The sequence below is a fragment of the Lentzea sp. NPDC058450 genome (assembly GCF_042721395.1).
Taxonomy (GTDB): domain Bacteria; phylum Actinomycetota; class Actinomycetes; order Mycobacteriales; family Pseudonocardiaceae; genus Lentzea.
In genome coordinates, this window is record NZ_JBHXLO010000032.1 from 82401 (window position 1) to 107003 (window position 24603).

A 24603-nucleotide genomic window follows, 5' to 3' on the forward strand; every position below is an offset into this window, starting at 1 on the left:
GGTCCAGCCTAGGTGTCCTTAGGGGACGTTGTCTTGGGTTTTGCCTTCCGATTCACCCGTTTGCCGCTTGAGCTGCCTTACCGCGAGCCTGAGCAGAGTCACACGATCTGCGGTTGGCGTTGTTTTCACCATCTGGGCGAACCAGGGCGCGACCCAGCTTGTGCTGCGGAAAGGCCACTCGCCGAGAGGAAGTTCGCTGCCTGGTCGCCAGTCTGGAGCGGGAGGCAGGGAGGAGATCACAGCAGCTGATATGTCGACCGGAGGTTCGTCTTCCCGCTGAGTGCGGAGGCCGAGGTTCGCGGTCAGTCCGATCAACCACCATTGGAAAGGGCGGTGTGTCGGGTCTTCGAGCGCTTCTCGAATTACGGTCGAGACCAGTGGGGTTGCCCTGTATGCCTCAAGTGCGAGGCCTGCTGGGGGCTGGCGCGCTGGTGCGTCCTGGTTGAAGACGGGATCGTATGTCAGTGCAGTCAGCTCGATGTCTTGGTCGGCGGCGCGACTGATTTCTTCAGCAGTCTTGGTGTTGATGTCCGCTTGAAGATAATCGCGGATTCCGTTATAGAAATCCTTTGGATGTGTGATGAAGAGTGCCGCGTCAGCTCTTATTTGCATCTCATCCAGCAGTGAAGGCCAAGGGCGGTCGGGCTGTCCTGGGACGCCGGTCTGGTACCAATCTTCCTTTGTGTCACGTGAGACGAGGAGCACCAGACGCGGCTGAGCGAGCGTAGCCGCATGACTCACCATCTCGTCCCACAGCAGGAAGTCGCCTGCAATCTGAAGGTCTGTAGCGTTGTTCTTCCTGGTATCTTTGAAGCCCGGTGGGATTTCGTTCGGGTAGCGGTAGGTAATGGCCTCGTCGACGAGCTCGCGAACTCTGCTGGGGTGCGGTTGGGCGCCGAGGCGGTCTCCGAAGAGCTTGGACACGCGAGGAAGGACGCTGTCTGAGCCGCTGGCCAGAGTGCTGAGAGCTATGTCCTGAGCGTCGGTGAGGTCAGTGACGCGGCCAAGAAGTTCTCGCTTCCAGGAATTCATCATGTCTTGGAAGCGATTTCGATTGATGAGCGTGCTGAGTTCAGACTGCCCCTCTTCGTCCGCAGCGTATTGGTCTAGGAGCTGACTGACTTCTTTTACTGCGGCCGATACATTCTTCCAGGCGCTCTCCAGATGATTCTGGACCCGGGTTCCAGCATGTTTGAGGTCGTCGACCCTGTCCTTGATGACCTTCGGGCGCCCCCGCACGAACTCGAGCCCAACCTGATAGGGAAGCCACAAGCGGGCCGACACGAGTTCGAGTGCCGCGAGTACCTGGTCCCTTGCTGACGGTGTGTAGCGGTACAGATCCAGGAGCACGTTGGTGTCCAGCACGATCAAGGCGCTGCGGTAAAACTGCTCTGGCGCTGTGGTGTGGCCGCCCGCTGGGGAGCCGATCCATGCCTGGTACAGCGTCAGCAGCGACGGTTCGTCCGAGTCGTCGGTCACAGCCCTGAAGAATGCCTCAGTTCGGCGAGCTTATGAACTGTTTTGGCCATAAACGTGAACTGCTGGCCACGGAAGGTGTTGAACTCGCGATTCCGTCAGTTCGTCACCGCGAGCGCGAACGGAAGGACTGCGGAGACCCCCTCCTTCCTGAGCAGCCGTGCCGCCACCGTCATCGTCCAGCCGGTGTCGATGTGGTCGTCCACGACCAGCACGGGACCGTCCACACCGGACAGATCCGGGGTCTCGCCCGTCCGCACCAGCCCGGCGAGGCGTTGGGCGCTGTTGGCCCGGTGCGTCGACTCACCGAGCCACACCGTGCCGAGGAACGGCAGCCGGCCGATCGAGGCGATCTTCTGGCCGAAGCTGCCGACCAGCTGGGGACGGCGGCGCGACCCGATCGTCACGACGCCGACCGGGCGCTCGTCCCAGCCCCAGGCCGACAGCACCTTCACGCAGGCCGCGAACACGTCGTCCGGGATCTCGCGGTCGGCGGTGCCGTCCGCGAGCAGGTCGCGCAGGCGGTTGCCCCAGCCGATGTCGGTGAGGCGGCCCAGCGCCCTGCCGGTGGCCGCCACCTCGGACGGCGGGATCTTGCCGGACAGCGGGACGCCGATCGCGCCCATGCCCGTCGGCCACATCTTGCGCGGCGCCACGTCGAGGCCGGGACGCAGCAACCGTTCGCGGGCGGCCTCGGCCGCCACCTCGGAGACCTCGACCGACAGGCGTTCGCCCGTGCAGTTGTCACAACGGCCGCACGCGTGCGACGTCGGGTCGTCCAGCTGGTCCTGGAGGAACTTCATCCGGCACTGGTCGGTGCGCAGGTACTCGACCATCACCTGCTGCTCGGCCTTGCGCGCCTCCGCGATGCGCGCGTACCGCTCGCCGTCGTACTCCCACGGCCTGCCCGTCGACTCCCAGCCGCCCTTCACCCGCCGCACCGCGCCGTCGACGTCCAGCACCTTCAGCACCACCTCGAGCCTGCCGCGCGACAGCTCGACCATCGGTTCCAGCGCCGCCGTCGACAACGCCCTGCCCGCGCCGTCCAACGCGGACAACACCTGACGCACCACCACTTCCGGCGGGAACGCCAGCGACGCGAAGTACGCCCAGATGTCCCGGTCCTCGTGGCCGGGCAGAAGCACGACCTCGGCCCGTTCGACGCCGCGGCCCGCACGACCGATCTGCTGGTAATACGCGATGGGCGACGACGGCGCGCCCACGTGCACGACGAAGCCCAGGTCCGGCTTGTCGAACCCCATGCCCAGCGCCGACGTCGCCACCAGCGCCTTGACCTTGTTGCCCAGCAGTTCTTCCTCGGCCCGCTCGCGCTCGGCGGGCTCGGTCTTGCCCGAGTACGCGGCCACCGCGAAACCGCGCGAGGCGAGGAACGCCGCGATGTCGTCCGCCGCCGCCACCGTGAGCGTGTAGATGATCCCGGACCCCGGCAGCCGTTCGAGCTGCTCGGCCAGCCATCCGAGCCGCGACTCCGCCGTGGGCAGCAGGGCGACCGACAACCGCAGGCTGTCCCGGTCCAGCGGACCCCGCAACACCAGCGTGCCCTCGTCGGCGCCGAGCCCCAGCTGCTCGGTGACGTCGTGCACCACCCTGTCGTTGGCCGTCGCCGTCGTGGCCAGCACCGGCACGCCCGCCGGCAGCTCCGTCAGCAACGTCCGCAGTCGCCGGTAGTCGGGCCGGAAGTCGTGCCCCCAGTCCGAGATGCAGTGCGCCTCGTCGACCACGAGCATGCCCGCCGACGCCGTCAGCGAAGGCAGCACCGAGTCGCGGAAGTCGGGGTTGTTCAACCGCTCCGGGCTCACCAGGAGCACGTCGACCTCGCCGGCCGCGACCTGCTCCTGCACGGCGTCCCACTCGCCGGGGTTCGCCGAGTTGATCGTCACCGCGTGCACACCGGCCCGCGCCGCCGCGTCGATCTGGTTGCGCATCAACGCGAGCAACGGCGACACGATGACCGTGGGGCCCTCACCGAGCTGACGCAACAACGCCGTCGCGATGAAGTACACGGCCGACTTGCCCCAGCCGGTGCGCTGGACGACGAGAGCTCGGCGGCGCTGGGCCACGAGGGTGTGGATCGCGGTCCACTGGTCCTCGCGCAGCACCGCCTCCGGGCCCGCCAGTGCCCGGAGCCGTTCCTCCGCCAGTTCTCGCAACGCGATGTCGTCCATGGGGAGCAAGCTTGCCAGGCCACTCTGACAATTGTGATTGTCGCAGGTCGTAAGCTGTGTGGCGTGACTGATGACCTGCGCGACCAGGTGCACGCGGCAGCTCGCCGCGCCCGTGTCGCCGCCGACGAACTCGTCCTCGCCACCCGCGAGCGCAAGGACACCGCGCTCCTGGAGATGGCCGCCGCGCTGCGCAAGCGCGCGCCAGAGATCATCGAGGCCAACCAGAAGGACCTCGAAGCGGGCAAGGCAGCGGGTCTCCCAGCCAACCTCCTCGACCGTCTCACCCTGAACGAAGCCCGTGTCGAAGGCGTGGCGGCAGGCCTGGAAACCGTTGCGGGACTGGCAGACCCGGTCGGTCAGGTGATCACCGGCGGCATCCTGCCGAACGGCCTCGAGCTCAAGCAGGTCCGCGTCCCGATGGGCGTCGTCGGCATGGTCTACGAGGCCCGCCCGAACGTCACGGTCGACGCCGCCGGCCTCGCTCTCAAGTCCGGCAACGCCGCGCTGCTGCGGGGTTCCTCGACCGCCGAGCACTCCAACACCGCGCTCGTCGGCATCCTGCGCGACGCACTCGAAAGCGTGAACCTGCCGGCCGACAGCGTGCAGCTCCTGCCGTGCCACGACCGCGCGTCCGTCACCCACCTCATCACCGCGCGCGGCCTGGTCGACCTGGTCATCCCGCGTGGCGGCGCCGGTCTGATCAACGCCGTCGTCGAGCAGGCCACGGTGCCCACGATCGAGACGGGCGTCGGCAACTGCCACGTCTACGTCGACGCGAACGCCGACCTCGACATGGCCGAGGCGATCGTCCTCAACGCCAAGACGCGGCGCACGAGCGTGTGCAACGCGGCGGAGTCCCTGCTGGTGCACAAGGACGTCGCGCACGAGTTCGTCCCGCGCATCACCAAGGCGTTGCAGCAGGAGAACGTCACGATCCACGGCGACGAGCAGTTCGCCCAGCAGTCGGACGTGCTGACCGCCACCGACGAGGACTGGGGCACCGAGTACCTGAGCCTCGACATCTCGGCGAAGGTCGTCGACTCGTTGGACGACGCGGTGAAGCACATCGCGACGTACGGTTCCGGCCACAGCGAGGCCATCGTGACGAATGACGTCACGGCCGCACGCAGGTTCACGGCCCGTGTGGACGCCGCTGCTGTGTTCGTCAACGCCTCCACGGCGTACACCGACGGCGCGGAGTTCGGCATGGGCGCGGAGATCGGCATCTCCACGCAGAAGCTGCACGCCCGCGGTCCGATGGGCCTGACCGAGCTGACTTCCTCTAAATGGGTCGTGTGGGGAGAAGGCCACACGCGCCCCAAGGCGTAGCTCTACGTTCGGAGACATGGCTCCCACCTACCCGTTCTCCGAAGCTGCCGGGCTGACCCTCGATCCGACCTATGAACGTCTACGGCGTGATGAACCCGTCACGCGCGTGACGTATCCCTACGGCGGCGAGGGTTGGCTCGTCACGTCCTACGACGACACGAAGTTCGTCCTAGGCGACGCGAGATTCAGCCGCGCGCGCACGGTCGACCGGGACGTCCCGAGGATGCAACCGCTCATCGCACCGGGTGGCTCGATCCTCACGCACGACGGCGCAGACCACGCCCGCATGCGCCGGCTGGTCTCCAAGGCGTTCACGGTGCGCCGCGTCGAGGAGCTGCGGCCGCGCGCCCAGCGGATCACCGACGAGCTGCTGGACGGCCTGGACAACCCCGGTGACCTGGTCGAGGGCTTCTCCATGCCGTTCCCGATCACGATCATCTGCGAGCTGCTCGGGGTGCCGTTCGAGGACCGCGCCGACTTCCGCACGTGGTCGAACCAGGTGTTGTCCACGGTCGGCGGCCTCTCACCCGAAGAAGCCATGAACGGCATGATCAAGCTGCACGGCTACTTCACCGAGCTGGTCGCCAAGCGCCGTGCGCATCCCACGGACGATCTGATCAGTGCGCTCGTGGCCGCTCGCGACAACGAGGACAGGCTCAGCGAGGACGAGCTCGTCAGGTTCGGCATCACGCTCCTCGTCGCCGGGCACGAGACGACCGCGAACATGATCGCGAACAGCGTCGTCGCCCTGACCGACCACCCGGACGCCGTGAAGGATCTCCACGAACACCCGGAGAAGGTCCCGAACGCCGTCGAGGAGCTGCTGCGGTTCATCCCGCTGGGCGCGGGCGCCGGTTTCACCCGCATCGCCACCGAGGACGTCCAGGTCGGCAATGCGCTCGTGAAGGAGGGTGACGCCGTGCTGGTGGTCGTGTCGTCGGCGAACCACGACGAGTCGATGTACACCAACGCCGCAGAACTCGACCTGGAGCGTGAGGTCGGCCAGCACCTGCAGTTCGGCCACGGCATCCACTTCTGCCTCGGTTCGCAGCTCGCGCGGATGGAGCTCCAGGTCGCGCTCGGCGCGCTGACCCGCCGGATGCCGGGACTGCGGCTCGCCGAACCCGTCGAGTTCCGCAAGGGTTCGCTGGTCAGAGGCCCGGTGAAGCTCGCCGTGGCCTGGTGAGAAAAATCTTGGGCGAGTCGCGTCATGGAGGACCGGCCCGCGCGTTCCTCCAGTGCGCGCGGCTTTGCTTCGGGGTAAGCCGCGACCCGCACGGCTCGTCCTCCCCCTGAGCCGTTCGGTGTGATCAGCACGACCGGCGTTGTGTCTTCGGGAGCAGCACAACGCCGGTCTACGCTGTTTCGATGCGCATCGGCGTCATGGGTGGCACGTTCGATCCCATCCACCACGGCCACCTCGTGGCCGCCAGCGAGGTGCAGGCCAGGTTCGACCTGGACCGCGTGATCTTCGTGCCGACGGGTCAGCCCTGGCAGAAGGCGTCGCGGGAGGTCTCCGAGGCCGAGGACCGGTATCTGATGACGGTCATCGCCACGGCCTCGAACCCGCGGTTCTCCGTCAGCAGGGTCGACATCGACCGCGACGGCCCCACCTACACCGTGGACACGCTCACGGACCTCAAGAAGCAGTACCCGGACGCCGACCTGTTCTTCATCACCGGCGCCGACGCGCTGGAGCAGATCCTGTCGTGGAAGCGCGCCGCCGACGCGTTCGACCTCGCGCACTTCATCGGAGTCACCCGTCCGGGCTACACGCTGAACGACCGTCACCTGCCGCCCGGTTCCGTGTCGTTGGTCGAGGTCCCGGCCATGGCCATTTCGTCAACCGGCTGTCGTGCGAGGACCGCGTCGGGTCAGCCGGTCTGGTACCTCGTGCCCGACGGAGTGGTCCAGTACATCGCGAAAACAGGCCTGTACTCCGAGTCGTAACCACGTTCGAGTGGATTTTGCGTGCATCCGAGCGCGCGGGGAGCAACAATCAGCGGGTTGTTGCTGGTTCGTGGAAGGCAAGACTTTGGCTACAGGCACCGTGAAGTGGTTCAACGCCGAAAAGGGCTTCGGGTTCATCGCGCCCGACGACGGCTCGGCAGACGTCTTCGTGCACTACTCGGAGATCCAGTCCAAGGGTTTCCGCTCGCTCGAGGAGAACCAGAAGGTCGAGTTCGAGGTCGGCCAGGGCCAGAAGGGGCCGCAGGCCCAGCAGGTCCGCCCGCTCTAAGCTTCGGCGCAGGTGAAGGCCACCTCAGGGCGCTGAGGTGGCCTTCGTCATGCCTGCGTGTGAAGTACCCGTTGGCGCACGCCGGTACCCTCAGTAACTCGTGTGGGCGTATCGACGCCCGCCGGAAGTCAGAGGAGTGACGTGGCAGCCACCGACGAGGCACGACGGCTGGCGCTGGTCGCGGCGAACGCAGCGGCCGACAAGAAGGCGCACGACGTGACGGTGCTCGACGTCTCCGACCAGCTCGTGATCACGGACGTGTTCGTGATCGCGTCCGCTCCCAACGAGCGGCAGGTCGGCGCGATCGTCGACAACATCGAGGAGAAGCTGCGGGAGGCCGGCACGAAGCCGGTGCGCCGCGAAGGGGCTCGCGAGGGCCGGTGGGTGCTGCTGGACTTCGTGGACGTCGTCGTGCACGTGCAGCACACCGAGGAGCGCAGCTTCTACGGCCTGGAGCGGCTGTGGAAGGACTGCCCGCGGATCGAGTTCGAGGCGGACGTCCCCGCCGACTCGACGGCTGAATGAGGTAGCGGATGGCCCTGAGCCGGCTCGTGCTGTGGCGGCACGGTGAGACCGACTACAACGCGACAGGTCGCCTGCAGGGTCATCTGGACTCGGCTCTCACCGAGACCGGCCTGAACCAGGCGAGGTTCGCCGTGCCGGTGCTCGCCGGGTTCGCGCCGGAGATCGTCGTGGCCTCGGACCTGCAGCGAGCCCGCAACACCGCCGGGGTGTTCACGTCGTCGACGGACATCCCGCTGCGGATCGACGAACGGCTGCGCGAGACCCACCTGGGCAAGTGGCAGGGCCTCAACGTCGCCGAGGTCGAGCAGGAGTGGCCCGGCCAGGTCGCGGTCTGGCGCACCGACCCGACGTTCGCGCCGCCGGACGGCGAGTCGCGGGTCGAGGTGGCCGAGCGCGCCATCCGGGTCGTGCACGAGGTGGACGCGGAGTTCTCCGAGACGGTCATGCTGTGCGCGCACGGTGGCCTGATCAGCGCGTTGACCGGGCGACTGCTGGAGCTGCCGGTGGAGAACTGGTCGCAGCTCGGCGGGATCTCGAACTGCCACTGGACGGTGTTCACCCGCCGCAACGACCGGTGGCGGCTGACGTCGTACAACGCGGGCACCACGCGTTGAGACTGCTGGTCCTCGGGGACTCGCTGTCGTTCTTCGGGCCGTCCGGACCGCTGCCCGCTGACCACCCGCGCCTGTGGCACAACATCTGTGCCGAGCGGCTGGGTGGGTCGGCGGAGCTCGCGGCCGGTTTCGGGTGGACGGCGCGGGACGCCTGGTGGGCGTTGACCGGGGACCCGCGGATCTGGTCGTTGCTGCCGCGCACGGACGTGCTGGTGTTCGCGGTGGGGAGCATGGACACGTTGCCCTCACCGTTGCCCACGTACCTGCGCGAGGGGCTGCGTTATGTGCGGCCGGACTGGTTGCGGCGTTGGGTTCGTGCGCGCTATCAGTCCGTGCAGCCTCGGTTGGCGCCTTACACGCGTGCGTCGCTGCCGCCGGCACTGACGGCGCGGTACCTGAAGGACATGTTGCAGTCCGTCCGGAACCTCCAGTACACGATGCCGGCGGTCGGGATCGTGCCGTCGGTGCATCGCGCTGAGACGTACGCGTACGCGCATCAGGGGCACGCGGCCGCGGTGGCGCACGTGCGTGGCTGGGCCGCGGGTGCGGGGGTTCCGCTGCTCGATCTGCCCTCGGTGATCGGCGAGCACGTGCGATCCGGAGCCGGAAATCCGGACGGGATGCACTGGGGCTGGGAAGGGCACGAACTCGTGGGTGCGGCGATGGCGGAGCTCATCTCGTCCGTGGCGTTGAGTCGCTCGGAGGAGTGAGCCCCGTAGGCTCGTCGCTCGTGCGCATCACCATCGTCACCGACTCCACGGCATACCTGCCCGAGGGGTTCGCGAAGCGCCATGCGATCACCGTCGTGCCGTTGCACGTCGCGGTGGACGGTGCCGGACGTCTCGACGGTGTCGACTTCGGACCGTTCGAACTGGCCGCCGCCCTCGCCGAACACCGCCGGGTGACGACGTCGCGGCCCACACCCGGTGAGATGGCCGCGGTCTACCGCGAGGCGCTGTCGTCGTCTGACGCGGTGGTGTCCGTGCATCTTTCTCGTGAGCTGTCCGGGACGTGGGAGGCCGCGCGGCTCGCGGCTGAGGAGATCGATCCGGCCCGCATCCGCGTGGTCGACTCGCGGTCGACGGGCATGGGGCTCGGGTTCTCGGTGCTGCGCGCGTGCGCGGCCGTGTCTGCCGGGCGTTCGCACGCCGAGGTCGAGGAGGCGGCTTCGTCGGCGGCGGCGGAGACCCGGATGTTCTTCTGCCTGGAGACGCTGGAGCACCTGCGCCGGGGTGGCCGGATCGGTACGGCGGCGGCTCTCGTGGGGACCGCGCTGGCCGTGAAGCCGTTGCTGCACATGGACGACGGCCGGATCGTGCCGCTGGAGAAGGTGCGCACGATGGGCCGCGCGGTCGGGCGCCTGGTCGACCTGGCGGCGGCCGCGGCGGGCGACGGCCCCGTCGGCCTCGCTGTGCACCACCTGGCCGCGCCGGAACGTGCCGCGGAGCTGGCGACCCGCCTGGACGAACGGCTGCCCGGCTCGACGGGCTGCGTGATCTCGGAGGTCGGCGCCGTGATCGGCGCGCACACCGGACCGGGCGTGCTGGGCGTCGTGGTGCTGCCAGGAGGACCCGACAGCATCCCACAGACCCCCGACAATTCCGCGCCCCCGACCGGCGAGTGATCGCGACCTGTCCACAACCCGCGAGTAATCCACAGCCCCGGAGCCAACCCCACCTCCCCACCCACCCCGCTCCGTAACGTCGCTCGCATGTCCCCCCGCCCCCACCAGGACCCCCTCCCGACCGAACGCCTGGCCGCCCTGGCCGACAAGGTGAGAGCCGACCCGACCCTGGTCCACGCACGATCAGAGGACTCGGCCGACACCGCCCCACCCCACCGCCGCTTCCGCCTGCCCGCCCTCCCGCGCCGGGGCCTGCTGGCCCTGGGCATAGCCGTCGCGTGCACGGTGATAGGCCTGGGCAGCTGGTGGCAGAGCCCCGCCGCCGAACCCGCCCCGGACCTGGCCCTGGTGAGCACCTCGGCCCCAGCCGAGGACCTCGTCGTGAACGTGATCGGCGAGGTGGCCACCCCAGGCCTGATCACCGCCCCGTCCGGTGCCCGCGTGGCCGACGCCATCCGCCTGGCCGGAGGCATGAAGCCGGGCACCGACCTCCACAACCTGAACCTCGCCCGCAAACTCACCGACGGCGAACAGATAGCGGTGGGCATCCCACCCCCACCAGCCGCAGCAGGCGCTCCCCAAGCCCCAGGCACCCAGCCCAAGCTGAACCTGAACACCGCCACCACGACCGAACTGGACGCCCTCCCCGGCATAGGCCCGGTGATGGCGCAACGCATAGTCGACCACCGCACCCGCAAGGGCCCCTTCACCGCGGTCGAACAACTCCGCGACGTAGAAGGCATAGGCGACTCAAAGCTGGCCAGGCTCGCAGAGCTGGTCCACACCTAACCACCGCCAAGCCCACTCGCCCCGCCCCAGCTAACAAGCGCGCCCGCCCGCCGCCCACCAGGCCTGTCCACCCGCCAGTTCTGCCTACCGCAGCAGGCCCGCTCACCCCACACGGCCTGCTGCCAGCGGCACCGCCAACCTGCGCCGTGCTCTCCGCCCCGCTCCAACCCCGCCCCGGTCCCCACTCTGGGCGCGCTTCACCCCGCCTCGCTCCACGCCCTGCCCGCTCCAAAACCCGCGCGCTCCAACCCTGCCGCTCCCCACCCCTGAACGCTTCACCCTTGCCGCGCTCCACGCCTCGAAGCGCTTCAACCCTGGCGTGCCCCAAATCCGGCGCCCTTCACCACCTCACCACTCACCGATCGGAGTCAGCGATGTCGTCCGTCCGCATCACCAGCCACGCCCACCTCGAGACCGCCTGGCACCACCCCACCTTCCGACGCCTGTACCTCCACCCACGCGCACTCCCGCACCGCCCAGCCTCAAAACCTCACACCCTGCCCCGCCCCCGACAAGGCAGCCCCAGCCGCGACCCGAGACCGCCGACCGACACCCACCCAGCTCGCGCTTCCCACCCGTGCCCCGCCCTCCCAGGCCCCGCGCCCCCGCGCTCTCGCCCGCCCCACCCATCCACAGCCGTGATCCAGCGACCACTGCGAACGAGCGCCCGAGATGGCTAGCAAACTCCCGACCTCCCACGACTTCCGCCTGGTCCCGGCAGCCGCCGCAGTCTGGGCCACGGCCGCAGCCGGCCTCTTCCTGAGCTGGCAGACAGCCGTGCTGACCGGCCTGACGGCAGGCACCATCGGCCTCGCCGCCTGGCGCAGAGCCTGGTGGACCAGAACCTGCGCCATAGCCCTCCTGATCTCCGGCCCGGCGGCCGCGATCTGGGTGGGCGCGGCGGTCCACCGAGCCGAGACCCACCCCCTCCGCCAAGCCGCGAACGAAGGCCGCAGCACCACCCTCACCGCCGAACTCACCACCAGACCGAAAGGAATCCGAGCCGAGGGCTTCGGTGGCACCCAGGCAGGCGTCGAGAACGTCGTGATCAAAGCAACGGCCAACGGCGCCCACCTGGTGGTGCTGGCCCCGGCGGACAAGTGGCGGGACCTGTTGCCGGGCCAGAAGGTCACGGTCAAGGGCACGCTCGCCCCACCCAGGGGCGGCGACCTGGCCTCAGCCCTGCTACGGGTGCGCGGACCTCCGCAGAACCCGCAACCACCCCCGGCCTACCAGCGCTGGGCCGCCGAACTCCGCGACGGCCTGAGGCAGGCCAGCAGCGTGCTCGACGAGGAAGAGGCCGGGCTGCTGCCGGCACTCGTGGTGGGCGACACCGAGCAGATGGTGCCGCGCATCGAGGACGAGTTCCGGACGGCCGGGCTCGCTCACCTCCTCGCGGTGAGCGGGGCGAACCTCGCGATCGTGAGTGGCGCGGTCTACCTGCTCACGCGGCGTCTCGGGCCGCGGCCGGCCGCGGGTGCGGCGTTCGTGGCGCTGGTCGGGTTCGTGGTGCTGGCCGGGCCGGAGCCGAGTGTGTTACGCGCTGCGGTCATGGGTGCGGTGGCGTTGCTGGCGTTGGTGCTCGGCCGGCAGCGGTCGGCGGTGCCTGGGTTGGCGGCGGCGGTGCTCGTGCTGGTGTTCCACGATCCGGCGCTGGGTGGTGAGCCCGGGTTCGCGTTGTCGGTGGTGGCCACTGCGGCGCTGGTGCTCGTCGCGCCGGGATGGGCGCGGGCGCTCAAACGGCGTGGCGTGCCGAACGGGCTGGCCGAGGCGATCGTCGTGCCCACGGCGGCGAGTCTGGCCACCGCGCCGTTGGTGGCCGGCATCTCCGGGCAGGTGAGTCTGGTCTCGGTGGTGGCCAACCTGGTCGCCGGGCCGGTCGTCGCGCCGGCGACGGTGCTGGGGGTGGTGGCGGCGGCCGTCGCGCCGGTCAGCGGCGCCGCGGCCGAGGTCGTGACGCACGTGGCCGGGCCCGCGGTGAGCTGGCTGGTTCTGGTCGGGCGGCAGGCGGCGTCGGTGCCGGGGGCGGCGGTCGGCTGGCCCGACGGCTGGGTCGGGGCGGTGGCGCTGACCGCGGCCACTGCTGCGGTGGTGTTGTTGTTGCGGTTCAGGAAGACGCGGACGTTGGTCGTCGCGGTGCTCGTCGGCGGGTTCGTGGTGCTGGTGCCCATGAGGGTGGTGGCGCCGGTGTGGCCGCCCGACGGGTGGAAGGTCGTCAGCTGCGACGTGGGCCAGGGCGACGCGCTGGTGCTGGCCACCGACGCGCCCGACACGGCGGTGTTGGTCGACACCGGGCCCGATCCCGGTGCGGTCGACCGGTGCCTGAAGACGTTGGGAATCAAGAAGATTCCGCTGCTGGTCTTGACGCACCTGCACGCGGACCACGTCGGCGGACTGGAGGCCGCGCTCACCGGGCGTGCGGTGGGGGCGATCGCGGTCGGGCCGCTCAAGGAGCCCGTCTGGGCGTGGCGGGACGTCAGCCGGCTCGCCCGCGCCCAGAACGTGCGGGTGGTCGAGCCGCAGGCGGGGGAGCGGTTTTCCTTGCCAGGACTGGAGATGGAGGTGATGGGACCTCGGAGGCCGCCGGTTGCCGAGGACGGGAACACGACGGTGAACGACTACTCGCTCGTGCTCAGGGCGCACACGCGAGCGGGCCGGGTGCTGCTCACCGGGGACGTCGAACTGGCCGGCCAGGCGGCGTTGCTGGGGGAGCGGGACCTGCGTGCCGAGGTGCTCAAGGTGCCGCACCACGGGTCGCGGTACTCGCTGCCCGCGTTCCTGCGGGCCGTGCGGCCTCGGGTGGCGCTGGTGAGTGTCGGCGCGGGCAACAGGTACGGGCATCCGAGCGAGCACGTCGTGGACGTGTTGCGGACGGGTGGCGCGCTGGTGTTGCGCACGGACAAGGACGGAGACCTGGCGGTGTTGCCGGGGAATCGAATCGTACGAAGGAGAAGAGATGGTCTGGGTCAGGTTGTTCAACGCGCGCTACCCGATTCCCGGTGGTACGCCGGGACTCGCGTGGGCGCTGTGGCAGACGAACTACGCGGCCACGCCGTGGCCGCACGACGAGCTGAAACCCGATTTCGGTTACTACATCTGCGAATCGCTCGAAGACGGCACGCGCGCCGTCACGTACAAGGCGGTGATGACGCATGTGCTGGCACCGACGAAGGCGGAGTCGCCGGAGGCGGCGTACGACCTCGCGGCGGAGCACGTGTTCGACGACGCCCTGCGGATCGCGCCGGACGTGTGGCACGACTACCACTACAACGCGTTGAAGGCGGAAGCCCCGTGGCCGCAACGAATCGTGGCGTGGCGGGCCGAGGTGACGCCGGTCGGGCCGCACGTGGTCGAAGGCCTGGAACGGTTCCCGCGCACGGGGTGGCTCAAGACGGACGCCATCTCCCTGTGAGGCGGGGAGATGGCGTCCGGGTGAGAGGAGGTGGTGACTAGCCCAGGGCGTTGATGACGGCTTCGGCCGACGGTGGGACCGTCGCGCGCGGGCCGATCGTGTCGCCGAGGGCGTCGAGGGTCTTGAGGCCGTCGCCGGTGATGAGCAGCACGGTCTCGGCGTCGGGGTCGAGCTTGCCCGTCTCGATCAGCTTCTTCGCCGTCGCGACGGTCACGCCGCCGGCGGTCTCGGCGAAGATGCCCTCGGTGCGGGCGAGCAGCTTGATGCCCTCGACGACCTCTTCGTCGGTGACGTCCTCGATGGCGCCGTTGGTGCGGCGCACCGCGTCGAGCACGTACGGGCCGTCGGCCGGGGCGCCGATTGCCAGGGACCGGGCGATGGTGTCCGGGCGGACCGGGCGGATGACGTCGTGGCCCGCCTTGAAGGCGGCGGAGATCGGGGAGCAGCCGGTGGCCTGCGCGCCGAACACCTTGTACGGCGAGGCTTCCACCAGGTCGAGCTGGCCGAGTTCGCGGAACGCCTTGTCGACCTTGGTGAGCTGCGAGCCGGACGCGATCGGCACGACGATCTGGTCGGGCAGGCGCCAGCCGAGCTGTTCGGCGACCTCGTAGCCGAGCGTCTTCGAGCCTTCCGCGTAGTACGGGCGGACGTTGACGTTCACGAACGCCCAGTCCTCGTTCTCCGCGGCGAGCTCCTGGGCGAGGCGGTTCACGTCGTCGTAGTTGCCGTCGACGGCGATCAGGGCGCCTTCGTACACCGCGCTCATGAGGATCTTGGCGCGTTCGAGGTTGGAGGGGACGAGAACGACGGACTTCCAGCCGGCACGGGCGGCGGCCGCGGCGACGGCGTTCGCCAGGTTGCCGGTGGACGGGCAGGCCAGCACCTTGAAGCCGAGTTCGCGGGCGGCGGCGAGCGCGACGCCTACGACGCGGTCCTTGAACGAGTGGGTGGGGTTGCCGGTGTCGTCCTTCACCCAGATCTTGCGGACGCCCAAGGCCTTGGCGAGGTTGTGCGCCTCGACCAGGCGGGTGCCGCCGGGATCGGTGTTCGGGTGCTGCTCCACAGTGGACGGAACGGGGAGGAGGCCGCGGTAGCGCCAGATGGACCTGGGGCCGGCCTCGATGTCCTCGCGCCGGATCTTCCCGAAGTCGTAGGCCACTTCCAGCGGCCCGAAACACTCGAGACAGGCGTACTCAGGAGCGAGAGGGGTTTCGTTTCCACACTCACGGCACAGCAGCGCGCGGGCCGGGCCGAGGTCGAACTGGGTGCTCGTGGGCACAGTGACAGCAGTCATCGCGAGGTATCTCCTCATCTTTCCCGCGAAATCGAACGGGTCGGAATTGGCACCGTGATCGTCTGCGCTCAGATGCGTCCACAGGTATGTGCACACAGCGCTGACGCCGGTTGCCGGGGCTTCTTCGGGCCGTTCCCTCTGCCCCTCTGGATGAGCGGTGTTCAGTTGTGGTGACCAAGCTACGGCATAGCTCGGTTTCCGAGCCACAGACGCCCACGATCCGAGACGTGGGAGGATGCCGGTCGTGAGCGCACCGGAGTCACTGCACCTCATCGTCGGTGAAGAGGAGTTGCTGGTCGAACGGGCTGTTCGGGCGGCTCTGGACGCTGCCCGCGAGGTCGATTCGACGGCCGATCTGACCCGCGTCCCGGTGACTGATCTCACGCCTCCGGAGCTCGCCGAACTGGTGAGTCCGTCGCTGTTCGCGGAGGGGCGCGTGATCGTCCTGCAGAACGCGCAGGACATCGGCAAGGAGGTCGCCGACACGGTGCTCTCCTACGTCAAGGCGCCCGCGGACGGGGTCACGCTCGTCGTCCTGCACACCGGCGGTGGCCGCAGCAAGGCGGCCAAGGACCTGCCGGGACAACTGAAGAAGGCCGGTGCGGCGGTCACGGAGTGCGCCAAGGTCACCAAGCCGGCCGAGCGCGAGGCGTTCGTGCGCAACGAGGTGCGGCGGGCGGGCGGCAAGATCGACCCGGAGGCCGTCGCCACGCTCATCGACGCCGTGGGCACGAACCTGCGCGAGCTCGCCGCGGCCTCGTCGCAGCTCGTGTCCGACACCGACGGCAAGGTGACGGTCGAGGAGATCCGCCGCTACCACCAGGGCAAGGCCGAGGTGACGGGGTTCGCCGTCGCGGAGAAGGCCGTCACGGGGGACCGGGCGGGCGCGATGGAGGCGTTGCGCTGGGCGATGCAGCTCGGTGTGCCGCACGTGCTGGTCGCGGACGCGCTCGCGGACGCGGTGCGCACGGTCGCGCGCGTGTCCGCCGTGGGCCGGGCCGACCCGTTCAGCCTGGCCGGTCCGCTCGGCATGCCGCCGTGGAAGATCAAGAAGGCGCAGGCGCAGGCCCGCGGCTGGGACCAGGCGGGTCTCGCCGACGCGATGCAGGTGGTCGCGGGGCTCAACGCCGACGTGAAGGGCGTGGCGGCCGACGCCGACTACGCGCTGGAGCGCGCCGTGCTCCGGATCGTGGCCGCGCACAGCCGTCGTTAGCTCACGTCCGGCGCGGGATCCCGATCAGGTACTGGGCGCCGGTGAAGCCGCGTTCGACGCCGATCGTCCAGTCGAACGACTCCGTGTCGTTCAGGCCGTCGACGATCCGCCGCAGTTCGGCGCGCCCGTACATGCGCAGGAACGACACGACGCTGTCCCAGAACATCATGAACGGCAGCACCGGCACGACGTAGGTCAGCACGAGCCGCAGCAGGTAGCGCGGCAGCGGGTTGCGCTGGAACGGCGCCGCGAGCAACACGGTCAGCGTCAGGAAGAACGGGAAGACCAGCACGTAGAGCCACGACCGTTTGGTGTCCACGACGACGATTGGCTGCCGGGTGTCGACGGCGTTCTGCAGCATGCGCGTGGCCAGCGGCGGCGGGAAGTGGTGGAAGGCGCCGTAGATCGTCCGCGTGCCTTCGACCCGGCAGTCCGTGGCGTCGACCGGCGACGGCACGTGGTCCACGGTGCAGCACGAGTCGGGCAGGCGACGCCGGTTGGTCGCGGCCACGCGTTCGAAAGCGGGCACGTTCGGCACCAGGTCCGTCAGCGTGACCTGGGTGTGGACGCCCTGCGCGTGCAGCCGCCGCTGGATCAACGGCACCGGGCCACCCGAACCCGCACAAAGATCCACGATCCGGTGGTCCGCGCCCGACCGCAGTGCCAGCGCCAACGGCCGTGCGTACTCGCGGGCGGCGTCGGTCAGCCGGTAGATGGTGGTGATGGACTCCGTGTGCAGGGTGCGCAGCACGGGCGGCGTGCCGTCGAGGTCGTGCAGTTCGACGAAGTCGATGCGCGGAAGCGATTCCATGGAACTACGCCTACCGCGCGCGACGCCCACTGGGGAAGGGCCCGCTCCGGTGGAGGAGGCGTCCCAGGCGGAGATGCGGAAGGGCCCCACCTCCGCGAGGAGATGGGGCCCTTCCAGAAGCTCGAGTGAGCTCCGCGAGCGAGATCAGCCCTCGAGGGCGTTCGCGCGCAGGGCCATCGCCGACTTCTTGTTGGCGGCCTGGTTGGCGTGGATGACGCCCTTGGTGGCGGCCTTGTCGAGCTTGCGGGACGCGTCCTGCAGCAGCTCCAGGGCCTTCGCCTTGTCGCCGGCCTCGGCAGCCTCACGGAACTTGCGGATGGCCGTCTTGAGGGACGACTTGACCGACTTGTTGCGAAGGCGGGCCTTCTCGTTGGTCTTGATCCGCTTGAGCTGGGACTTGATGTTCGCCATCGCGACATCACCCTTCTTGTCGAAACCGGGGTTCGTGGCGCGCATTTGTCGGCACCGGTCACGAGGACCGGCTCTCCTCCACGGCGGAGTGCCGCGCGTTCACGACGACGAAGGATATCAGGCCAGCTCAGCGCACCGTGAAGGCGGCCTTCTCGGCGCCGACCACCGCCTCGTAGCCGCCGCGGGCGACCTCACGCCGTCCGTCGCCGTCCACGTCGCCGACGGTCAGCGCGAGCTGCGACAGCTTGAACGACACCTCGACCTGCTTCGACTGTCCCGCAGCGAGTTCGACGCGGGTGAAGCCCACGAGTCGAAGGTCTGGCGTGAGCACGGGGGAGGCCGGCTGACGCACGTAGACCGGCACGATCGTGGTGCCCGCACGCGCACCGGTGTTCGCCACCGTGAACTTCACCACGCCGTTCGAGCGGTCCACCGACACCGAGGTGCCCGAGGTCGTGAACGACGTGTAGGAGAGCCCGTGGCCGAAGGCGTACAACGCGTCGTACTTCGCGCCCGCCGAGGTGTTCGCGCCCGGCAGTTGGTCGTAGGTCAGCGTCGGGTCGCCCAGAGCACGAGGCCACGAGATCGGCAGCTTGCCACTCGGGTTCACCGCGCCGAACAGCACGTCCGCGATCGCCCGGCCGCCCTCGCTGCCCGGCAACCAGCCCGCGACCAGCGCGTTCGCGTCCGCCGCCGCACCGAGCACCTGCGGGCGCGCGGTCAGCAGCACCACGACCACCGGCTTGCCGGTCGCCTGCACCGCGTCCACCCACGCCTGCTGCTCCGCGGTCAGCGCGGGGTTCTCCGTGTCGGCGGGACCCTCCGCTCCGGGCTTCTCGCCCAGGACGACGACTACAGCGTCCGCACCCGCCGCCTCGGACACCGCCGCGGCCTGAGTCGGAGCGTGCACCACAGCAGCACCGGGAACGGCCTCGCGCACACCCGCGAGCACGGTCGTGGTCGGCGGCAACGGCGAGTCGTCCGGCACGCCCTGCCACTCCACGGTCCAGCCACCGAGCTGACGGCGCACGTCATCAGCGGTCTCGCCGGTCACGACGATCTTCCGCGCCGACGTCGACAACGGCAGCACGCCGTCGTTCTTCAGCAGCACCGTTCCCTCGGCCGCCGCCTGCCGTGCCAGGTCGCGGTCGACCCCCACCACGGACGCGTCGGCCTTGGCCGGGTCCACGTACGGCTTCTCGAACAGCCCGAGGTCGAACTTGAGCTTCAGGACCCGCCGCACCGCCTGGTCGATCCGCCCGCGCGACACCGAGCCGTCCCGCACGTTCGCCAGCAGCAACGACGTGAACTCGGCCGCGTTCGACGGTTCCATCGCCATGTCCACACCGGCGTTGACGCTCATCGCGATCGCCGTCTTGTAGTCCGGCGCGACCTTGTGCCGGTCCACCAGGTACTTCATGTCCTGCCAGTCCGAGACCGCGACGCCCTTGAACCCCATGCGGTCGCGCAGCTGCGTCTGCAGCATGTACTTCGACGCGTGCACCGGCACGCCGTTCAACGAGCCAGAGTTGATCATCACCGTGCGCACGCCCGCGTCGAACTGCGCCTGGAACGACGGCAGCACGACGTCCTGCAGCTGCCGGATCGGGATCTGCGCCGCCGCGCGGTCGTGCCCGTTCGCCGGCGCCGAGTACCCGGCGAAGTGCTTCGCCGTCGCGGTCAGCTGTGCCGTGTCGTCCACTTTGGCCTGCTGCCCGCGCACGTTCGCCGCCGCCAGCTGCCCGGACAGGAACGGGTCCTCGCCGTAGGTCTCGTAGTAGCGGCCCCACCGCGTGTCCCGCGCGATGTCCGAGACCGGCGCGAAGTTCCAGAAGACACCGGTGGCGCGCAACGCCTTCGACGCGGACACGCCGATCTTCTCCTGCAACGCCGGGTCCCAGGTCGCGCCGAGCCCGATCTGGTGCGGGAACATCGTCGCGGAGATGACGTTGTTGTGCCCGTGCACGCCGTCCGACCCGTAGATGATCGGGATCTTCAACCTGTTGTTCTCCAACGCGTACCGCTGGATCGCGTTGTTCATCTCGGCCCACGCCTTGGGCGTGTTGTCGAGCGGCGCGTCACCGCCGCCGGACAGGATCGACCCGACGTGCGCGTCCGCGAGCACGGCCTTCAGGCACGCGTCGACCAACGGCCCGTTGACGTTGTTGCAGTCACCGCGCAGCTTCCCGACGCGGATCTGCGCCATCTGCCCGATCTTCTCTTCGACCGTCATCCGCCGCAGCAGGTCCTCGACCCGCCGTTCCGTCGACGCCCGGCTGTCCAGGTAGATCTCTCTGCCCGCCGCCAGACCACCGGCCGGTGTCAGCGACGCGATCACCACAGCAACGCCCAGCACGCCGAGTCCGGCGCGCTTGCGGGAGAACAAAGACAAGACTCCTCCACGTTCCCGGTGCGCCCGCCGGACACCTTCGCGTGCACGAGTCGGACGAGAAAACCTCCGAACGGAGGAACTCAATGACAGCGTTTTCATGCAGGTGAAACGCCTGATCAGCCGCCCCCGCCGAAAGGAGGAAAAATGGCGGGATGACACTGCCCGCGCTACCCGAGGAGACGTTCAGACGGGTGCTCTGCGTCGTCGCGCACCCCGACGACATGGAGTACGGCACGTCCGCGGCGGTCGCCCGCTGGACCGCCAACAACATCGAGGTCGGCTACCTCCTGCTCACCGCGGGAGAGGCCGGGATGCCGAACCCGCCCGAGGAGACCGCCAGGCTGCGCGCCGCCGAGCAACAGGCCGCCTGCGCCGCCGTCGGGGTGAAGCACCTGACGATCCTCGGCCACCCGGACGGCCATCTCGTCTACGGCCTGGACCTGCGCCGGGACATCTGCCGCGAGATCCGCCGGTTCAAACCGGACGTGGTGTTCGGCAGCTCGTTCGCGGTCGAGACGCCGTGGGGGTTCGACCAGGCCGACCACCGCGCCGTCGGCCTCGCGACCCTCGACGCCATCCGCGACGCGGGCAACCGGTGGATCTTCCCCGAGCAGGTCGACGAAGGTCTCGAACCGCACTCGCCGCGCTGGTACCTGGTTCCCGGGATGGGGCCGGGCGTGACGCACGGCGTGGACGTGACGGGGGAGCCGCTGCGACGGGGCGTGGCCTCTCTCGAAGCACACGCCGCCTACCTGGCCGCGCTGCCGGGCCATCCCGCGCCTGCCGACTTCATCCCCAAACTGGCCGCGATGGGCGGCCAGGCCATGGGCGTCGAGCACGCCGTGCTCTTCCGCGCCCACGACCTGGAGGCACCACCGGACTTCTGACACCTATTCGTCAGGGTCTTCTTCCGCGGGCTTCTTGGGAGGCCGTCCCCGGCGAGGCATCTTCTGCGCCTCGCCGGGCAGCCGGCCCGCGTCCGCCAGCGCACGCCGCAGCAGGAACTCGATCTGCGCGTTGGTGCTGCGCAGCTCGTCGTTCGCCCACCTGCTCAACGCGTCGTGCACCGCCGGATCAAGCCTGAGCAGAACGCTTTTGCGATCGGCCATCAGGTGTAGAGCGACCCGGTGTTCACCACGGGCTGAGTGGAACGGTCCCCGCACAGGACGACGAGCAGGTTCGAGACCATCGCCGCCTTGCGTTCCTCGTCGAGCTCGACGACGTCGTGGTCGGCCAGCCGCTCCAGCGCGAGCTCGACCATGCCGACGGCGCCTTCCACGATCCGGGTCCGCGCCGCCACGACCGCGCCGGCCTGCTGCCGCTGCAACATGGCGTGGGCGATCTCCGGTGCGTACGCGAGGTGCGTGAGCCGCGACTCGATCACCCTCACGCCGGCGGACTGCACCCGTGCCGCGATCTCGATCGCCAGCGTTTCGGTGATCTCGTCGGCGTTCTCCCGCAGTGAGAGACCCGTCTCGTTGTGGTTGTCGTACGGGTAGCTGTTCGCGATGTGCCGCACGGCGGTCTCCGTCTGGATGCCGACGAACCGCACGAAGTCGTCGACCTCGAACCGTGCCCGCGCGGTGTCCTCGACCTGCCACACGACCACGGCCGCGATCTCGATCGGGTTGCCGTCGGCGTCGTTGACCTTGAGCGTCGCCGTCTCGTGGTTGCGGATCCGGACGGAGATCTTCTGCCGCGTGGTGAGCGGGTTCGCCCACCGCAGACCGTCCGTGCGGGCCGTGCCCACGTAACGGCCGAGGAACTGCAGCACGCGCACCTCACCGGGCGCGACCGTGAACAGCCCCTTCCAGATCACCGCGGTGGCCAGGAGCAGCAGCACTCCGGTGAGCAGCAGGCCGACCGCCGGGTCGCCGTCGGCGGCGTCGGTCGCCTTGATCCCCTCGATGATCGTCCACACGCTCACAGCGAGCACCGCCAACCCAGCGAAGAACATGAGGAGACCGGGCAGTTCCCGCGCTTGCTTCTCGCGGACGGCCGGCGCCGGCATCTGGACCGTCGTTTCGATGGATGCACTCATCCAGGACCCCCTAGCGAAGTAGTATCTAAGTGATATCACTTTTCTGAGGGTGATCGCAAGTTACGCTGCGTCGCATGAGGGCGAAGAAGCAGCGTGTGGCCGCCTACGGGGTGTGCATCAACGAGAACGACGAGATCCTGCTGGCGCGCTGGCTTGGCCCGAAGGGCAAACGTTGGATCCTCCCCGGCGGAGGCATCGACCACGGCGAGCACCCGTACGACGGCGTCATCCGGGAGTTCGAGGAGGAGACCGGCTACGCCGTCGAGGTGGTCCGGCTGATCGGCATCGACTCCGAGCTCCGCGAGGAGCCCGACCGCGACTACCACGCACTTCGGATCATGTACGAGGTGCGGATCGCAGGCGGCGAGCTGCGCAGCGAGGTGGGCGGCACGACCGACCTCGCCCAGTGGTTCCCCGTGGCAGACATCGGACAACTGGACCGAGTGCCGTCGCTGGACACGGCCCTTGGTCTGTATCGAACTGCCCCACCTGCCGGAATCTTGCGGTAGATTCCGCTCTACCGCCGCCAACTGCCCACAACGGAGTTGGCGAATGATCCGATCACTGGCCGCAGTCGGCGCGGCCGCCCTGCTGTCGTCCTTCGTCGCTGTGCCGGCCCACGCGGCTGTCGTGAGCGTGTCGAGCGTGGCCTCCCTGCAGGCCGCCCTGGACACCGCGCGAGCAGGTCAGCGCATCGTGCTGGCCAGGGGCCTGCACGCGGCCGACCAGCCGATCAAGATCACGAAATCGGGCGTCACCGTGGCCGCGCAGAACGTCGGCGGCACGGTGTTCACCCGCGGCGGCTTCGAACTCGGGGCCGTTCGAGACGTGACAATCGAAGGGTTCGTCTTCGACGGAACCAGCACGCTCTCCGTGCCACCGGAGGCGCAGGCCACGCGCATCACCCGCAACACGTACAACGGCAACAAGGACGGCGCCTCGCTCAGCGTGAGCGCCGACGACGTCCAGATCGACCACAACACGTTCCAGAACCGGAACAACGAGGGCGTCTACCTCCAGATCACCGGCCCCGGCAGCGAGATCGCCAAGAGGTCGTGGATCCACCACAACTACTTCTACAACCACCAGTTCACCGGTGCGAACGGCGGAGAGTCGATCCGGCTCGGCTACAGCCACAAGCAGTCGAAGTCGGCGAACGCGATCGTCGAGCACAACCTGTTCGAGAAGGCGGACGGGGACGCGGAGGCCATCTCCATCAAGTCCTCGGACAACGTCGTCCGGTTCAACACCATCCGCAACAGCAAGGGCTACATCGTCCTGCGCCACGGCCACCGCACCACGGTCGAGGGCAACCTGCTGTTCAACAGCGGCATCCGGTTCCACGGGAACGACCACAAGGTCATCAACAACTACGTGGAGAGCACCAAAGACCGCGCGATCGTGTTCGGCTCGGGCAAGGAGGCCGACAGCGGTCCCGACTCGAAGCTGCACGACCGGCCGGACCGCGTGACGGTCGCGTACAACACGTTGATCGGCACCGGTGCGGTGGTGGACAGCGACGGCGGTGACTTCAAGCCGAAGGACTGCGTGCTCGCGAACAACGTCATCCGCGGTTCGTCGGGTGGTGTCGTCTCCATGCACTCGGGTTCGACGGTGAAGTACGAGGGCAACGTCATCTGGGGCGGAACCGGCGGCAACATGCCGTCGTCCGGTTACAAGTCCGTGGACCCGAAGCTGGTGAAGGACGCCAACGGACTGTTCCGGCTGTCTTCCGGAAGCCCGGCCATCGACGCGTCAGTGGGCACCTACTCCTATGTGACGCGGGACTTCGACCTTCAGGCGCGCTCCGGCAAGCCTGATGTCGGGGCGGATGAGTACAACTCGGCGGCGGTGCGGAAGCCGCTCACGAAGGCCGACGTCGGGGTCTCCGCACCCTGACGAACGCATTTGTCCTGGTAGCCGCCCGTGTGGCGGTTACCAGGACCCCCCGATTTGGAGATCGAAACAGGCCCGTGTAATGTTCTCCATGTCAGAGCGAAGCGGGCCGGGAAATACAGACCGGAACGGGCCTGGCCAAAAAACCGGAAGAGAAAGAGCCTCCGAGAGGCCGATTTGACACCGGGACGCAAGACCAAATAAGCTTCAAACACAGCCCCGAGAGAAAGCCTCCGGAAACGGAGACTGGAACCGGTGAGCGCGTGTTCTTTGAGAACTCAACAGCGTGCCGAAACACAGCCAGTAATATGAATACCCCTCGTCGGGGTATTCCTTTGAGAGTAATACCAG

The 24603-nt window shown here is 68.8% G+C and carries 22 protein-coding genes and 1 riboswitch; of the genes, 14 read left to right on the forward strand and 8 right to left on the reverse strand.

All coding sequences use genetic code 11. From position 1 onward, the window contains the following. Positions 1-18 precede the first annotated feature (18 nt). Positions 19-1479 carry a PIN-like domain-containing protein gene (locus tag ACFWNN_RS36290; protein ID WP_382444474.1) on the reverse strand — a complete coding sequence of 487 codons (1461 nt, stop codon included), beginning with the start codon at positions 1477-1479 and terminating at the stop codon, positions 19-21. A 95-nt stretch (positions 1480-1574) separates the two neighbouring features. Beyond that, positions 1575-3662 (reverse strand): RecQ family ATP-dependent DNA helicase, encoded by a 2088-nt coding sequence (locus tag ACFWNN_RS36295; RefSeq protein WP_382444475.1) that lies wholly within the window; start codon positions 3660-3662, stop codon positions 1575-1577. A 33-nt stretch (positions 3663-3695) separates the two neighbouring features. On the opposite strand from ACFWNN_RS36295, the gene ACFWNN_RS36300 reads away from it, so the two are divergent. The 10 genes from ACFWNN_RS36300 to ACFWNN_RS36345 all read left to right on the forward strand — a co-directional run bounded on the left by ACFWNN_RS36300 (position 3696) and on the right by ACFWNN_RS36345 (position 14235). After that, complete coding sequence (locus tag ACFWNN_RS36300) at positions 3696-4991, forward strand: glutamate-5-semialdehyde dehydrogenase (RefSeq protein ID WP_382444476.1); 1296 nt, start codon at positions 3696-3698, stop codon at positions 4989-4991. A gap of 16 nt (positions 4992-5007) precedes the next feature. Then, positions 5008-6177, forward strand: coding sequence for a cytochrome P450 (locus tag ACFWNN_RS36305; protein WP_382444477.1), 1170 nt, complete (start codon positions 5008-5010; stop codon positions 6175-6177). A gap of 182 nt (positions 6178-6359) precedes the next feature. Next, complete coding sequence (gene nadD, locus ACFWNN_RS36310; RefSeq protein WP_382444478.1) at positions 6360-6941, forward strand: nicotinate-nucleotide adenylyltransferase; 582 nt, start codon at positions 6360-6362, stop codon at positions 6939-6941. 85 nt (positions 6942-7026) lie between these two features. Beyond that, positions 7027-7230, forward strand: a complete 204-nt coding sequence (locus ACFWNN_RS36315; protein WP_030468099.1) for a cold-shock protein — start codon at positions 7027-7029, stop codon at positions 7228-7230. Between the two features lie 141 nt (positions 7231-7371). After that, positions 7372-7755, forward strand: a complete 384-nt coding sequence (gene rsfS / locus ACFWNN_RS36320) for a ribosome silencing factor (RefSeq protein WP_045316502.1) — start codon at positions 7372-7374, stop codon at positions 7753-7755. Between the two features lie 8 nt (positions 7756-7763). Continuing rightward, positions 7764-8369: a histidine phosphatase family protein gene (locus tag ACFWNN_RS36325; RefSeq protein WP_382444479.1), complete on the forward strand. Its 606-nt coding sequence runs from the start codon at positions 7764-7766 to the stop codon at positions 8367-8369. Next, on the forward strand, positions 8366-9079 hold the full coding sequence (gene octT / locus ACFWNN_RS36330) for a diglucosylglycerate octanoyltransferase (RefSeq protein WP_382444480.1): 714 nt from the start codon (positions 8366-8368) through the stop codon (positions 9077-9079). Before ACFWNN_RS36325 ends, octT begins: the two co-directional genes overlap by 4 nt. 20 nt (positions 9080-9099) lie before the next feature. Then, on the forward strand, positions 9100-9993 hold the full coding sequence (locus tag ACFWNN_RS36335) for a DegV family protein (protein WP_382444481.1): 894 nt from the start codon (positions 9100-9102) through the stop codon (positions 9991-9993). An 87-nt stretch (positions 9994-10080) separates the two neighbouring features. Continuing rightward, positions 10081-10782: a helix-hairpin-helix domain-containing protein gene (locus ACFWNN_RS36340; protein WP_382444482.1), complete on the forward strand. Its 702-nt coding sequence runs from the start codon at positions 10081-10083 to the stop codon at positions 10780-10782. Positions 10783-11454: 672 nt separating this feature from the next. Further along, a complete protein-coding gene (locus ACFWNN_RS36345) occupies positions 11455-14235 on the forward strand; it encodes a DNA internalization-related competence protein ComEC/Rec2 (RefSeq protein ID WP_382444483.1) in 2781 nt (926 codons plus the stop codon). Here ACFWNN_RS36345 and thrC read toward each other — a convergent pair. Then, the gene (thrC, locus tag ACFWNN_RS36350; RefSeq protein ID WP_382444484.1) at positions 14232-15488 is read right to left on the reverse strand and encodes a threonine synthase; all 1257 of its coding nucleotides are present in this window, start codon (positions 15486-15488) and stop codon (positions 14232-14234) included. The two genes, ACFWNN_RS36345 and thrC, sit on opposite strands and share 4 nt — an antisense overlap. A gap of 11 nt (positions 15489-15499) precedes the next feature. Beyond that, positions 15500-15645, reverse strand: a riboswitch (SAM riboswitch). An 87-nt stretch (positions 15646-15732) separates the two neighbouring features. Here thrC and holA point away from each other — a divergent pair. After that, a complete protein-coding gene (gene holA / locus ACFWNN_RS36355; RefSeq protein ID WP_382444485.1) occupies positions 15733-16701 on the forward strand; it encodes a DNA polymerase III subunit delta in 969 nt (322 codons plus the stop codon). Position 16702: 1 nt separating this feature from the next. Here holA and ACFWNN_RS36360 read toward each other — a convergent pair whose 3' ends face one another. From ACFWNN_RS36360 to ACFWNN_RS36370, 3 genes are all read right to left on the reverse strand, one after another. Beyond that, complete coding sequence (locus tag ACFWNN_RS36360; protein ID WP_382444486.1) at positions 16703-17512, reverse strand: hypothetical protein; 810 nt, start codon at positions 17510-17512, stop codon at positions 16703-16705. A 144-nt stretch (positions 17513-17656) separates the two neighbouring features. After that, complete coding sequence (gene rpsT / locus ACFWNN_RS36365) at positions 17657-17923, reverse strand: 30S ribosomal protein S20 (protein WP_166047155.1); 267 nt, start codon at positions 17921-17923, stop codon at positions 17657-17659. Positions 17924-18050: 127 nt separating this feature from the next. Continuing rightward, entirely contained in the window at positions 18051-20315 is a 2265-nt protein-coding gene (locus tag ACFWNN_RS36370) for a glycoside hydrolase family 3 N-terminal domain-containing protein (RefSeq protein WP_382444487.1), read from the reverse strand. A 152-nt stretch (positions 20316-20467) separates the two neighbouring features. Here ACFWNN_RS36370 and ACFWNN_RS36375 point away from each other — a divergent pair, with 152 nt between their 5' ends. Then, on the forward strand, positions 20468-21202 hold the full coding sequence (locus ACFWNN_RS36375) for a PIG-L deacetylase family protein (protein ID WP_382444488.1): 735 nt from the start codon (positions 20468-20470) through the stop codon (positions 21200-21202). A 3-nt stretch (positions 21203-21205) separates the two neighbouring features. On the opposite strand, the gene ACFWNN_RS36380 is transcribed toward ACFWNN_RS36375, so the two are convergent. Next, positions 21206-21424, reverse strand: coding sequence for a hypothetical protein (locus ACFWNN_RS36380; RefSeq protein WP_382444489.1), 219 nt, complete (start codon positions 21422-21424; stop codon positions 21206-21208). After that, on the reverse strand, positions 21424-22356 hold the full coding sequence (locus ACFWNN_RS36385) for an SPFH domain-containing protein (RefSeq protein WP_382444490.1): 933 nt from the start codon (positions 22354-22356) through the stop codon (positions 21424-21426). The genes ACFWNN_RS36380 and ACFWNN_RS36385 overlap by 1 nt, the downstream gene beginning before the upstream one ends. A gap of 74 nt (positions 22357-22430) precedes the next feature. Between ACFWNN_RS36385 and ACFWNN_RS36390 the strand changes: the two genes are divergently transcribed. Beyond that, positions 22431-22865, forward strand: a complete 435-nt coding sequence (locus ACFWNN_RS36390; protein ID WP_382444491.1) for an NUDIX domain-containing protein — start codon at positions 22431-22433, stop codon at positions 22863-22865. 43 nt (positions 22866-22908) lie between these two features. Then, on the forward strand, positions 22909-24255 hold the full coding sequence (locus tag ACFWNN_RS36395) for a polysaccharide lyase 6 family protein (protein WP_382444492.1): 1347 nt from the start codon (positions 22909-22911) through the stop codon (positions 24253-24255). Positions 24256-24603 lie beyond the last annotated feature (348 nt).